Source organism: Burkholderia sp. 4NA327C6 (genome assembly GCF_005502655.1).
Lineage (GTDB): Bacteria > Pseudomonadota > Gammaproteobacteria > Burkholderiales > Burkholderiaceae > Burkholderia > Burkholderia contaminans.
The window spans coordinates 1-13128 of the sequence record NZ_SCNZ01000058.1 but is presented as its reverse complement, the minus strand read 5'-3'; the positions used below and the strand labels follow the sequence as shown (position 1 = coordinate 13128).

Here is a 13128-nt window from a genome sequence, read left to right as displayed (position 1 = left end):
TCACCTTGCTACCTTGTTCATGAGGCACGGCGCCCGTGCGCCGTGCCTGATCGTTCATTGCGCGCCCTTGATGCTGACGAGTCCGTTCAGCACCTGGTCGAGACCGCCGAACACCGAGATGCGGTCGATCCGTTCCGCGACGCGCTCGAGCGTTTCCAGCTCCTTGAGCCGCAGCGCGGTCGGGTTCTCTTCCATCACCTTCGCGGTGTTCAACAGCGAACGCGTGGCCGCCGTTTCCTCGCGGCGGCGAATCACGTTCGCCTGCGCGGATTTCTCCGCTTCGACCACCTGCGCGAGGATCGTCTTCATGTCGCCCGGCAGCACGATATCCTTCACGCCGACGCTGCGCACGTCCACGCCGGAATGGCCGAGGCGGGCACGCACCTGCGCGATCACGACGTCGTCGATCGACTGCTTGTCCTCCAGCAGTTCGTCGAGCGAGCGCGTGCCGACGGCCGATCGCAGTGCGAACTGCAGCTCGCGATACAGGTGTTCGACCGGCTTCTGCAGCTGGCCGAACGCATGCAGCACGTCCGCATAGCACCACGTCGCCGACAGGTTCAGCCGCAGCGCGACCTTGTCGCGCGTCAGGATTTCCTGTCCGCCGACCTCGATCGCCTGCAAACGCAGGTCGACGAGCTCGACCGCGACGTCGCGGTTGAAGCGCCAGAACGCTGCCACGCCCGCGTCCAGCAACCGCTCGATCTTGCCGTCGATCTTCAGCACGCCGACGTGGTACGCCGGCACCTGCGCCAGCAGCACGCCCGTCAGGCCCGCCACGCCGCGCGCACGCAGCGCCGGTTGCGCGATGCGCTTCACGAGCGCGGCCGGCAGCATGCTGTCCTGCGCGAGATCGACGCGTTCCAGACGGTGCGTGGTCAGGCCGCGCCAGTACAGCCGGCGCGTGCCCGGCGCCAGGATCTCGACGAGCACGTCGTCTTCGTAGCGCAGGCCCGCTTCATCGTCGGCGAGATCCATCGCGACGAAGTGCTGCGCGAGCACGTCCGGCGCGTCGTGACGCAGGTAGTCGGCCAGTGCCGCGTCGGCGAGCGGCGCGTCGAGACGCGCGGTCTGCACCGACAAACGCTTGAACGGATCGAAGGCCTTGAACACGCCCGGTTCCAGCACCTTCACGAAATCGCCCTCATTCATCAGCAGCGCGCGTTCGTTCTTCTTCACTACATGTCGCATCCACATATTCTTGTCCTTTTCTTCAATGACCGCCGGGTGACGCGCATCGTGCGGATCGCGGGGCGACGCAATCGGGCGGGCGGCGCGCTGGCCCGGCGTCGAAGTGCACGGCGGCGCATCCTGCATCGCGTCGTCGTGCGCCTTCGCGCGGGCCTTGCGGCCGTCCGGCCGATCGCGCGGAACCGCAACCGGTCCGACGCGCGGCGGGCCTTGCGGCCCGCGCCGGCGGGTACTGCTTCTATCAAGAGACTGTCCTTGCGGACAGTGTTCGAGCGGGATTCGAACCCGCCACCGGCCGGCTTTCGCCGGCTGCTCGACCTGATGAGCTTCCGAACAATGGGCGCCCCGGGATTCGAACCCGGACGAGGCATGCCTGGCGCGCCCGTGTGCCTTCGTCTGCCCATGGCGACATGCGCTGCCGCGACGAACGAGGTTCGGCGGCGGCGCACCAGCAGGGCTTGTTGAACCCTGGCTCGTGGGCCAGCGGGACATCCGGCGCTTTCTATTTAGCGAGGAGCGTGCCAGTGGGTGACCTGATGCTCGATAAAAATCTCAAGCCGTTGAAGTGAAAGGGGAAATTATTTTGAATCGCGGGTGGTGTCGAATATCCGCTGGTGGCTCGACCAGGAAAATTCGATACAATCAGATCGCTTCTTATCCTATGAGATAAACATGCGAAAGACTGTCGCGATCGGCTTTCTCGGTACCGTGCTCGACCAGGGCGGCGGCTCGCAGCGCCGCTGGCGCAACTGGCGGCCGACGATTTCGCTGTGCGAGCAGCGCGACACGCCGATCGACCGGCTCGAACTGTTGCACTCGCCGAACTACGCGCGTCTCGCGAACCGCGTGAAGCAGGATCTCGAGCGTGTGTCGCCGCATACCGACGTGCGGCTGATCCCGATGGAGATTCGCGATCCGTGGGATTTCGAGGAGGTCTACGCCACGCTGCACGATTTCGCGCGTGCCTACCTGTTCGATCTCGATCGCGAGGACTACCTGATCCACATCACGACCGGCACGCACGTCGCGCAGATCTGCTGGTTCCTGCTGGCAGAGGCGCGCTACCTGCCCGCGCGTCTCGCGCAGACGGCGCCGCCGCAAAAGACCGACGAAGGGCCGAGCGGGCCAGGCACGATGTCAGTGATCGATCTCGACCTGTCGCGCTACAACCGGATCGCGCAGCGCTTCACGCGCGAGCGCGACGAAACCGTGTCGTTCCTGAAGGCCGGCATTGCGACGCGCAATGCGCGCTTCAACGCGCTGATCGAGCAACTGGAGCGCGTGGCCGTGCGTTCGCGCGCGCCGATGCTGCTGGTCGGGCCGACGGGCGCCGGCAAGTCGTTTCTCGCGAAGCGCGTGTACGAGCTGAAGCGCGGCCGCCATCGGCTCGCGGGTCCGTTCATCGAGATCAACTGCGCGACGCTGCGCGGCGACGCGGCCATGTCGACGCTGTTCGGCCACGTGAAGGGCGCGTTCACCGGCGCGCAGTCCGCGCGTGCCGGGCTGCTGCGCGCGGCGGACGGCGGCCTGCTGTTTCTCGACGAGATCGGCGAACTCGGGCTCGACGAGCAGGCGATGCTGCTGAAGGCGATCGAGGAGAAGCGTTTCCTGCCGGTCGGCGCGGACGTCGAGGCGACCAGCGATTTCGAGCTGATCGCGGGCACGCACCGCGACCTGCGGCAAATGGTGGCGGCCGGCACGTTCCGCGAGGATCTCTACGCGCGGATCAACCTGTGGACGTACGAGTTGCCGGGGCTGGCCGAGCGCCGTGAGGACATCGAACCGAACCTCGAATTCGAGCTCGACCGTTTCGGCCGCGAGCAGGGCGAGCAGGTGCGGTTCAACGTCGAGGCGAAGCGGCGCTATCTCGCGTTCGCCGCGTCGCCACGTGCGGCGTGGGCCGGCAACTTCCGCGAGCTGTCCGCGTCGGTCACGCGGATGGCGACGTTGGCCGATGCCGGGCGGATCACCGAAGCGCTTGCCGAACAGGAAGTCGAGCGGCTGACGCGCACGTGGTCGTCGCCGGGCGGAGCGGGTGCGTCCGAAGCGTGTGTCGACGCGGTGTTCGGTGCGCGTGCGGCGGAACTCGACCTGTTCGACAGTGCGCAGCTCGAACGCGTGCTCGACGTGTGCCGCGTGTCGGCAAGCTTGTCGGAAGCCGGGCGCACGCTGTTCGCGGTATCGCGGCGGAGCAAGAAGCAGCCGAACGATGCGGACCGGCTGCGCAAGTATCTCGCGCGGTTCGGGCTGGATTGGGAGGGCGTGCGGCAGGTGCTCGACGGCGGGTGATGATGAGAGGGGCGCGTGATGTCTGCACCGCGTCTCTCACGCGCGGCAGATCGCGATGATCTCCGCGCTGGCCGCCTCATCGAACGGTGCATGCTCCCAGTCGCCACACCAGTCGGCCGACGCGAAACCGGCCGCCGTCACGCGCGCCTGCAATTCGGATTGCGCGATGAAACGCAGCCGGCTCGTGTTCGTCAGCACCGTGTCGTCGCGGCGGAAGCGGTAGTGCGTGTCGAACGTCACGATCGCACCGTCCACCGAGCGCACCGCATGATGAAGATCGACGATGCCTGCCTCGCGCGACTCGACGCTGCGTGCCGAATGCTCAGGCGTCCATGCAAGCCACGGCTGGATGCGCGGATTGCGGGTGTCGAACAGGAAGCGGCCGCCGTCGGCGAGTACGCGCCGCACGGCGCGCAGCGTCGCGTCGATTTCGGTGTCGGTCAGCAGGCACTGGAACGCATGCCCGGTCATCACGACCGCATCGAACGGTGGTGCATCGGGCGGCAAGCTGTCGAGCCCGCATGCAAGCCAGCGCACGGTGTCGGCACCGGGCTGGCGTTGGGCGTATTCGATCATCGCCGGCGCGGGATCGATCGCGACGACGTCGTGCCCGGCTGCCGCGAGCCGGCGCGCGAACGTGCCGGTGCCGCAGCCGAGATCGAGGATGCGTTGCCGCGCGGCACCGATCACGGACGCGTAGAACGCGAAATCCTGGTCGCCCGCGTTGAACAGGTCGTAGATCGCGACGAGGCGCGGGTCGGTGTAGAGGGCTTCGCCGGCGGGCGCGGGAGCAGACGTCATGTGGGCGCGCATCAGCGCTGCTGCACCGCCACGCGCAGCCCGAGCGCGATGAAGATCGAGCCGATGATCTTCCCCTGCCAGCGCGTGAGCCACGTGAGCCGCTTCACGATGCGGCCGAGCGGGCGGATCGAGCACGCGATCAGCGTCGTGTAGAGCGAGCTGAGCACGACGAAGATCAGCCCGAGCACCGCGAACTGCACGAACGTCGAGCCGCGTTCCGGATGCACGAACTGCGGCATGAACGCGAGGAAGAACAGCGCGGTCTTCGGGTTCAGCACTTCGGCGGGAATCGCCTGCAGGTACGCCTTGAGCGGCGTGACGGGCGACACGCTGGGCAGCGACGGATCGGACGGCTTCTCGATCAGCGCGCGCACGCCGAGGTAGATCAGGTACGCGGCGCCGACCACCTTCACGACGTTGAACGCGAGCGCCGACGTCATCAGCAGCGCCGACAGGCCGACCGCCGCGAACAGCGTATGCACGAAATCGCCGCTGGCGACGCCGAGTCCGGTCAGGATGCCGGTCCTGCGGCCGCCCTGCACGGTGCGGCTCAGCACGAGCAGCACGGCGGGGCCGGGAATCAGGAACAGGCCCAGGACGACGGCCGTGAAGGTGGTCAGCGTGGTCAGGTCGAACATGGCGGCTCCGGAAAGTGGGCGCAGCGGCGGGGGATCGGGGCATTGTATTCGCTTCGCCGCGCGGTTGCAGACGCGGCCCGGTCACCCGGCCGGCGGCAGGGCCGCACCGGTGCCTTTCTGGTATAAGCACGAAAGGGCGCGCAGGCAGCGCGTCCGGCTTTCTCCATCGTCCACCGTTTCATGCGCAAGCTTCCATCGACCACCGATCCCGCAGCGGATGATGAAATCTTCCACGTGCCGCGTCCGCTCGTCGTGTTCGGCGGCTCGGTCGTCGAGCCCGAATGGCGGCTGGAGCGGCACAGTCATCCGCAGGCGCAACTGCTCTATACGCTGAGCGGCGTCATCTACTGCGAGATCGACGGCGGCGTGTGGAGCGCGCCGCCGCAATGCATGGTGTGGATTCCGTGCGACGTCCCGCACGCGGCACGCGGCTCGGCCGGCGCGACCTTCTACGCGGTGCTGGTCGAACCCGACGCCGCGCTCGACCTGCCGGCGCGTTGCTGCACGCTGTCGGTGTTGCCGCTGCTGCGCGAGCTGCTGCTGAAGGCGGCGAGCTTCCCGAACCTGTACGACGTCGACGGGCCGCAAGGGCGATTGATCGCGACGCTCCTCGACGAACTCGTCGCGGCGCCGGTCGAGGATCTGTACCTGCCGATGCCGGCCGACCGGCGGCTGCGCAAGCTGATCGACCATCTGCTCGACGATCCGGCCGACAAGTCGCCGCTGCCCGAACTCGCGCGGCGTGTGGGCATCAGCGAGCGCAGCCTGACGCGGCTCGCGGCGAAGGAACTCGGGATGAGCCTCGGCGACTGGCGCCGGCGGCTGCACGTCGCGCTGTCGCTGCGGATGCTGACGACCGGCCGCCGCGTGCACCAGATCGCGATCGATCTCGGCTACGAGAGCGCGAGCAGCTTCGTGACGATGTTCCGCAAGGCAACCGGCAAGTCGCCGACGCAATTCCTGACCGACCGGCAACGCTGAACGATGAAGGCCGTGCCGCCCCATGCGTGCGCGATTGGCCGGATTGAGCAAGCGGTTGGCCGGGACGATAAATGACGCCGCAGGCCTCGATCCATAAAATGAGAATCGTTCTCATCTGGGGGCCGACATGCAAATCGTCACGACTGACTTCCCGTTTGTCTGGTTGCGTTACACCGGTTCGACGCACACCGACCCCGCCCGCCTGATCGCCGAGCTCGACACGTTGCTGGCGCGTCGCGAACCGTTCGTTCTTCTGACCGACGATGCGCCGTCCGGCGACGATCGCGGCGGGGACGATCACGAACTGCGCAAGCAGCTCGCGAAGTGGAGCAAGGCCAACCGCGCGCAGTCGCGCGAATGGATCCCCGCGATGATCGCGATCGAGCCCGACGCGGCGCGGCGTGTGGCGCTCAACGCATTCTCGGGTGCGTTCGAGAAGGTGTGGGGCTATCCGCTGAATGCGGCTGCCACGCGCGACGACGCGCTCGCGCTGGCGCAGCGGCTCCTCGACGAACCGGCGCGGCGCGCCGTGGCGGCGAACGGCTGAGCCCACTCTGCCGCGCCGGCGGCGCGGCGTTCCTCGATACGCATGCACGGTGCGCGAACGCGCGCGGCGGCATGCGGCCAACATGCAGGGGTGTCCGGTGGACAATCCGATCCGCGCGATGCGCATCTTCACGCGCATCGTCGAAATGAACAGCTTTACGCGTGCAGCGCAGGCGCTCGGCATTTCGCGCGCCACCGCGACGCGGACCGTGCAGGAGCTCGAAACGGCGCTCGGCATGCCGTTGCTGGTGCGTACGACGCGCGCGCTGCGGGCGACGCCCGAAGGCGACGCGTATTACCGGCGCTGCGTGCGCATCACGGCGGACGTCGACGAACTCGAAGCCAGCATCCGCGGCGCCGCGCTGCATCCGAGCGGGCCGCTGCGCGTCGAGTTGCCGGCGGCGGTCGCGGACGCGATCGTGCTGCCGGCGCTCGGCGCGTTTCATGCGCGGCATCCCGATCTGGTGCTGACGCTGGGTGTATCCGGGCGCGCGGCCGATCGCGTCGGCGATGCGATCGACTGCAGTGTCCGGCTCGGCGAACTGCCCGATTCGTCGCTCGTCGCGCGCCGGCTCGGCATGCTCGAGCGCGTGACCTGCGCGAGCCCCGCGTATCTCGACCGCCACGGCGTGCCGCGCGCGCTCGACGATCTGGCCTCGCATCGCGCGGTCAGCCTGTCGTCGGTGCCGGGCCAGCGCACGGCCGAGCTCGATTTCCTCGTCGATGGCACGGTGCGCAAGATGCGGATGGACGGGATCGTCAGCGTGGACGACGAGCCTGCGTATCTGGCGTGCGGCATGCACGGTCTCGGGCTGATCCAGCCGCCGCGTGTCGCCGCGCAGCCGCTGATCGATGCGGGGCGGTTGCGCGAAGTGCTGCCGCGCTGGCGGCCCGACGCGATCGCGGTGTCGGCCGTGTATGTGAAGCGGCCGCACGTGTCGCCCGGCGTGCGCGCGTTCGTCGAATGGATCGGCGAGCGTTTCGAGGCGGCGGTGAGCGGCCATGCAGGCATGATCACCGCACGGGTGTGGCGGCAGACGGTGGGTGCCGCGGACAGGGCTGATCAGGTGGACGCCCAGATGGCCGCAGCTTGATCAGCAAGTGTCGGGTCAGGCGCGGTCAATGGTTCGCAATCGTCGTGGGTGCGCTCGCTTGACCGACGAGATAACGGAAGCGCATCGATGATCCCGCCGGGTTGCCGCGGCGGAGCGGAGGGCGGCGGCCCGGCGCGAATCCGGCGGCTGCCGGCTCATATGAAAGTGTCAATATTCTGGCGATTATTTGACGAAACAGCTGAAATATTGGCTCTTTTGACCGAGCCGCACGTTTGTCTCTCATGAATCGGCGTGCGTCGTTTCCTGCGTTCCGATCACTGTCCCAGCTCGTCCGCCAGAAAATCGACGAACGCCCGAATCCGGGTGGACATCTGGTGACGCTGCGCATACACCGCATAGATGTCGGCGCTCGGCGTCTCGTGGTCGGGCAGCACGACGACCAGGCGGCCGTCGGCGAGATAGTCGCGCAGATCCCATTCCGCGCGCATCAGGATCCCGTGCCCGTCGAGCGCCCATTTCACGGCGATCTCGCCATCGTTCGTCGTCAGGTTGCCGTTGATCCGCACGGCCTCCGTGTGGCGTGCCGTGCCGCGCCCGCTCGACAGGCGCCAGATTCCGTAACCTTCGTCCCCTTGCCGGATGCCGATGCAATTGTGGCGCGTCAGGTCGTGCGGCGTCGTTGGTGTGCCGTGCTGCGCGAGATACGCGGGCGCCGCGCACAGCAGCCGGCGGTTCGGCGCGAGCCGCCGCGCGACGACCCGCGTATCGGGCGGCTCGCCGAAGCGGATGCATACGTCGAACGCGTCGTCGGTGAGTGGCGGCGGCATCACCGACAACTGCAGCTGCACCGATACCTCCGGATAACGCGCGACGAAGCGCGAGATAGCGGGGCCGACCTGGTTACGCCCGAAGCCGAGCGTCGCGTTCACGCGCAGCAGCCCCTTCGGGCGCTGCTTCGCGCTGCCGAGCAGTTCGCCGAGTTCGTCCATCTGGTCGAGGATCCGGCGCGCGTAGTCAAGATACACGTCGCCTTCGGGCGTCAGCATCATGCGCCGCGTCGTGCGGTTCACGAGCGTCACGCCCGCGCGCCGCTCCATCTGCGTGAGCCGCTTGCTGACGGCTGCCGCGGTGAGCCCGAGTTCGCGCGCGGCCGCGCTCAGGCTGCCCGACGCGGCCAGCGTCGAGAAGAAGCCGAGATCGGCCGGCTGGACGGTATCCGCCATGTCGCGATTCATGAATTCAAGTTAAAGATGCTTTGAGTCTAGCACCGGTTCCCGCACTGCCGGTTCGGTAAAGTGCATCCACGCTGACGATCAATCGAGGATGCGCGCATGAAGACCTACCGTATCGCAACGATTCCCGGCGACGGGATCGGCAAGGAAGTGGTGCCTGCGGCCAAGCAGGTGCTGGAAGCGCTGGCCCGCGGCAGCGACCGCTTTGCGTTCGAGTTCGAGGATTTCGACTGGGGTGCCGACTACTACCGCCAGCACGGCGCGATGATGCCGGCCGATGGCCTCGACGCCTTGCGCGGCAAGGACGCGATCCTGTTCGGCTCGGCGGGCGACCCCGACGTGCCGGATCACGTGACGCTGTGGGGGCTGCGCCTGAAGATCTGCCAGGGCTTCGACCAGTACGCGAACGTGCGCCCGACGCGCATCCTGCCCGGTATCGACGCGCCGCTGAAGCGCTGCGGGCCCGACGACCTGAACTGGGTGATCGTCCGCGAGAACTCCGAAGGCGAATACGCGGGCGTTGGCGGCCGCGTGCACCAGGGTCACCCGATCGAGGCCGCGACCGACGTGTCGATCCTCACGCGCGCCGGCGTCGAACGCATCATGCGCTTCGCGTTCCGGCTCGCGCAGTCGCGCCCGCGCAAGCTGCTGACCGTGATCACGAAGAGCAACGCGCAGCGGCACGCGATGGTGATGTGGGACGAGATCGCGAAGCAGATTGCGCAGGAATTCCCCGACGTCACGTGGGACAAGGAGCTCGTCGATGCGGCGACCGCGCGCATGGTCAACCGGCCGGCGTCGCTCGACACGATCGTCGCGACCAACCTGCACGCGGACATCCTCAGCGATCTCGCCGCCGCGCTCGCGGGCAGCCTCGGCATCGCGCCGACCGGCAACATCGATCCCGAGCGCCGCTATCCGTCGATGTTCGAGCCGATCCACGGCTCCGCGTTCGACATCATGGGCAAGGGGCTCGCGAATCCGGTCGGCACGTTCTGGTCGGTCGTGATGCTGCTCGAACATCTCGGCGAAACGGCAGCCGCCGCGCGCGTGATGCAGGCGATCGAGGCCGTGACGGCCGACCCGTCACTGCATACGCGCGACCTCGGCGGCAGCGCGACGACCGCGCAGGTGACGGCGGCTGTGTGCGAGCGCGTCGCGAACGCGGTGGTCGCAGCCTGATGACAAGGGTGGCGATGGGCAGGCGGCGCGCGTGCGTGTGCTCCCAGTAACCGTTCGTCGCCCGTTCATCGCCCCCCCGGGATTTTCCTGCCCCGAGACTCGCGCGCCCGACGCGAGCCGGGCGCGCCGGTCCACGCGCTTCGCCGCGGCGCCGGCGAGCATTCATACACCGAGCCCGGCTCGACGGCTCGACCTCGAAGGAGGAGACACATGCAAGCGGATCTGGAAACCCGCGTCGCGCGGAAGCTGATGTGGCGCATCATTCCGTTCGTGATGCTGCTTTACTTCGTCAGCTTTCTCGATCGCGTCAACGTCGGCTTCGCCGCGATGACGATGAACAAGGCGATCGGCCTGTCGCCGACCGCATTCGGGTTCGGCGGCGGCCTGTTCTTGATCGGCTACTTTCTGTTCGAAGTGCCGAGCAACCTGATCCTCCATCGCGTCGGCGCGCGCATCTGGATCGCGCGCGTGATGATCACGTGGGGGATCGTGTCGGCTGTATCTGCCTTCGCGGCCGGGCCGACGAGCTTCTACGTGCTGCGTTTCCTGCTCGGCATGGCCGAAGCCGGGTTCTTCCCCGGCATCATCCTGTACCTGAGCCTGTGGTTTCCCGCGAAGCAGCGCGCGGTGGCCGCCGCGTGGTTCATGGCGGCCGCGCCGATCTCGACCGCGATCGGATCGCCGCTGTCGGGCGCGATCATGCAGATGCCGCCGATGTTCGGGCTCGCCGACTGGCAGATGCTGTACATCATCGAAGCGCTGCCGGCGGTCGTGCTCGGCTTCGTCGTGCTCAGGTGCCTGACCGATGCGCCGTCGAAGGCCGCGTGGCTGCGCGCGGACGAGCGCGACTGGCTGGTCGCGAGGTTGAAAGCCGAAGCCGATGCGCGCCACACGCATGCCGGGCATACGGCCGGCGCGTGGCAGGCGCTGCGCGACCCGCGCGTGCTGGCGCTCGCGCTGATCTACTTCGGCACGTCGGCGGGGCTGTACACGCTCGGCCTCTGGGCGCCGCTGATGGTCAAGCAGTTCGGCTTCACCGCGCTGCAAACGGGGTTGCTCACCGGGATTCCAAGCATCGCCGCCGTCGTCGCGATGATCGTGTGGGCGCGGCACTCGGATCGCACCGGCGAGCGCACGTGGCACGTCGTGGTTCCGTGCGTGCTCGCGTGCATCGGCTTCGTGTTCGCGGGGCAGGCGAGCACGGCGCTGCTGACCGTGCTCGCGCTGGTGGTCGTCAACATCGGGATCAGCGCCGCGAAGGCGCCGTTGTGGGCGATGCCGAGTGCGTTCCTGTCCGGCGCCGGCGCGGCGGCGGGCATCGCGATGATCAATTCGATCGGCAATCTCGGCGGATTCGTCGGGCCGTTCGCGATCGGCTGGTTGAAGCACGTGACGGGCGGGTATGCGGCGGGGTTGTATGTGGTGGCGGGCACGCTCGCGGTGTCGGCGGTGGTGACGCTGATGTTGCGCCGCAAGGGTGCGAAGGAAGCCGTCGTGCCGGGTGTGCGGCATCACTCGTAAGCGCGACGCGTGCATCGAAACGCCGGACGGCCGCGCATGATGTGCGCCCGTCCGGCTTCATGCGTCTTGCCGAGCGATCAGCCATGCGTGAGCGTCAGCGCATAGAACTTCACGACGGTGCCGGGCGTCGTCAGCGGTGTGCCGGACACGGCCGTCTGGTCGTAGTCGCCCGCCTTGAAGTAGAAGCTTTCGCCGTCGAAGCTCGAATCCATCGTGAAGGTCTTCGTCGTGCCGTTCGCTGTGACGGTGATCGTCGTGCCGCTCAGGCTCAGCGCGTAGCTGAACTGCTTGCCGACGCCGACCGTGGTGATCGGCGTGGTGGTCGACTTGCCGCCCTGGTTGGTGCTTTCGAGCAGCAACTGCACGACGCCGCCGGATGTGAACTGCAGCTCGCACAGCGGCTTGCTCGGGCCGGTGCCCTGGAAGATCTGGCCGATCGTCGTGTGATCGGGCACTTGCGTGACGGCCACCGTCGCATTCAGCCGGTTCGTGCCGGAGGTCGGCCAGATCGCGTTCTCGCGCAGTTCGGTGCGCGGATGCAGCGAGCCGGACGTCGTCCAGCCCTGCGTCGGGTCCATCATCACCATCGATCCGTCGTTGGCGTCCGTATAGAAATACGTCGGGTTCACGTAGCCGCCCGCGAGCGACGAACCGCTCACGGTGTCGACCTTGCCGGACGAGCCGGTAGGCAACTGCAGCGTGAACGGCGCGAGGTTGAAGTTCGAGCCGGGCGGGTTCGACGGGCTGAGCGCCATCGCGGTGGCCTGCTGGCGGGCGGCGGCGGCCGGGCTGGCCGGATCGTCGCCGCCGCACGCGGACAGGCACGCAACGGACAGAACGGCGACGACGCACGGGATGATCCTGTTCTTCATGGTGTCTCTCTCTGATGGTCCGTGGCTGGGCGCCACGTTGTTGGATAACGTTTTCCTTTTAAGGCGCGCGATCGTCGGAGCGAGATCGGTTGCCCGTAGAAAGCACTCCAAAATACAGAAAGCAGGTGAGGCTCGGAAGTTGGAACAGAGATGCCGGGAATTGCGGAAATTTCAAGGCTTTCAATCGGCTTTCCGTGAATCTGGCCAGGCCGATCGAGGACGATGCTAGCAAGAAGTGTCGGGAGAGTAAACGTTTTCCAATCCAGGCCGGAGAAATGGCATTTTGCTGGCTGCTGCGAGGTATCTGCGTGCCGGTGTGCCGTTCAAGACTCCGTCGCCGCGACGTGCTGCGCAATCCTCGCCGCACAAGCGTCGGGCGTCGCATCGGACGTTTCGAGCACCATCTGGCTGAACGGCCGCGACGCATAGCCTTCGCGATACATCTCGGCGATCCGGTTGCGCTCCCAGTCCGTCAACGCACGTGAGCCGCGATTCGACGACGCGATCGCTTCGGGCGGCGCGAGCGTCACGACGTACAACCGCGCACCGCATGCATCGCAGGCGGCGCGCAGCCGCTCGAATTCCGGCTCGCCGATCGGATAGGCGATGACCAGATGACGCTCGCGTGCGTGGGTGATCTGCGTGACGAGACGTTCGAGCGCGATCGCCCACTGCACGTCGAACGGCGCATCTTCGGGCGCATCGTGATCGTCGCCGTCGATGAAGCGCGCGTCGGGCAGCACGCGTGCGAGCGCGACACCGATCGTCGTCTTGCCGCTGTTGATCGGGCCGTTCAGGTGGATGACGGTAAGGGGTGGCG

At 67.4% G+C, this 13128-nt stretch carries 12 protein-coding genes and 1 tRNA gene; 6 read left to right on the top strand and 7 right to left on the bottom strand.

Annotation, left to right across the window (positions count from 1 at the left end; genetic code table 11):
- Nucleotides 1-54: 54 nt before the first annotated feature.
- Both FFS49_RS36245 and FFS49_RS42230 read right to left on the bottom strand, forming a co-directional pair.
- Complete coding sequence (locus FFS49_RS36245) at nt 55-1197, bottom strand: slipin family protein (RefSeq protein ID WP_137910263.1); 1143 nt, start codon at nt 1195-1197, stop codon at nt 55-57.
- Between the two features lie 258 nt (nt 1198-1455).
- Nucleotides 1456-1527, bottom strand: a tRNA-Phe gene (locus FFS49_RS42230).
- Between the two features lie 336 nt (nt 1528-1863).
- Here FFS49_RS42230 and rtcR point away from each other — a divergent pair.
- A complete protein-coding gene (rtcR, locus tag FFS49_RS36240; RefSeq protein WP_137910262.1) occupies nt 1864-3480 on the top strand; it encodes an RNA repair transcriptional activator RtcR in 1617 nt (538 codons plus the stop codon).
- 36 nt (nt 3481-3516) lie between these two features.
- On the opposite strand, the gene FFS49_RS36235 is transcribed toward rtcR, so the two are convergent.
- Together FFS49_RS36235 and FFS49_RS36230 are read right to left on the bottom strand one after the other, a co-directional pair.
- Nucleotides 3517-4281 carry a class I SAM-dependent methyltransferase gene (locus FFS49_RS36235; protein ID WP_105817410.1) on the bottom strand — a complete coding sequence of 255 codons (765 nt, stop codon included), beginning with the start codon at nt 4279-4281 and terminating at the stop codon, nt 3517-3519.
- A gap of 11 nt (nt 4282-4292) precedes the next feature.
- On the bottom strand, nt 4293-4919 hold the full coding sequence (locus FFS49_RS36230) for a LysE family translocator (RefSeq protein WP_047851713.1): 627 nt from the start codon (nt 4917-4919) through the stop codon (nt 4293-4295).
- Nucleotides 4920-5099: 180 nt separating this feature from the next.
- Here FFS49_RS36230 and FFS49_RS36225 point away from each other — a divergent pair, with 180 nt between their 5' ends.
- From FFS49_RS36225 to FFS49_RS36215, 3 genes are all read left to right on the top strand, one after another.
- On the top strand, nt 5100-5900 hold the full coding sequence (locus tag FFS49_RS36225) for a helix-turn-helix transcriptional regulator (protein ID WP_105817199.1): 801 nt from the start codon (nt 5100-5102) through the stop codon (nt 5898-5900).
- 127 nt (nt 5901-6027) lie between these two features.
- Nucleotides 6028-6447 carry an ATP--cob(I)alamin adenosyltransferase gene (locus tag FFS49_RS36220; protein WP_105817198.1) on the top strand — a complete coding sequence of 140 codons (420 nt, stop codon included), beginning with the start codon at nt 6028-6030 and terminating at the stop codon, nt 6445-6447.
- 97 nt (nt 6448-6544) lie between these two features.
- Nucleotides 6545-7540, top strand: coding sequence for a LysR family transcriptional regulator (locus FFS49_RS36215; RefSeq protein ID WP_105817409.1), 996 nt, complete (start codon nt 6545-6547; stop codon nt 7538-7540).
- A 275-nt stretch (nt 7541-7815) separates the two neighbouring features.
- On the opposite strand, the gene FFS49_RS36210 is transcribed toward FFS49_RS36215, so the two are convergent.
- Nucleotides 7816-8724 carry a LysR substrate-binding domain-containing protein gene (locus tag FFS49_RS36210; RefSeq protein ID WP_105817197.1) on the bottom strand — a complete coding sequence of 303 codons (909 nt, stop codon included), beginning with the start codon at nt 8722-8724 and terminating at the stop codon, nt 7816-7818.
- 108 nt (nt 8725-8832) lie between these two features.
- On the opposite strand from FFS49_RS36210, the gene FFS49_RS36205 reads away from it, so the two are divergent.
- Both FFS49_RS36205 and FFS49_RS36200 read left to right on the top strand, forming a co-directional pair.
- Nucleotides 8833-9915: a tartrate dehydrogenase gene (locus FFS49_RS36205; protein WP_105817196.1), complete on the top strand. Its 1083-nt coding sequence runs from the start codon at nt 8833-8835 to the stop codon at nt 9913-9915.
- Nucleotides 9916-10125: 210 nt separating this feature from the next.
- Nucleotides 10126-11436: an MFS transporter gene (locus FFS49_RS36200; protein WP_105817195.1), complete on the top strand. Its 1311-nt coding sequence runs from the start codon at nt 10126-10128 to the stop codon at nt 11434-11436.
- Between the two features lie 77 nt (nt 11437-11513).
- On the opposite strand, the gene FFS49_RS36195 is transcribed toward FFS49_RS36200, so the two are convergent.
- Both FFS49_RS36195 and FFS49_RS36190 read right to left on the bottom strand, forming a co-directional pair.
- Nucleotides 11514-12308: a polysaccharide lyase family 7 protein gene (locus FFS49_RS36195; RefSeq protein ID WP_105817194.1), complete on the bottom strand. Its 795-nt coding sequence runs from the start codon at nt 12306-12308 to the stop codon at nt 11514-11516.
- A 323-nt stretch (nt 12309-12631) separates the two neighbouring features.
- A partial coding sequence (locus FFS49_RS36190; RefSeq protein WP_137951047.1) for a hypothetical protein occupies nt 12632-13128 on the bottom strand: 497 nt, incomplete at its 5' end.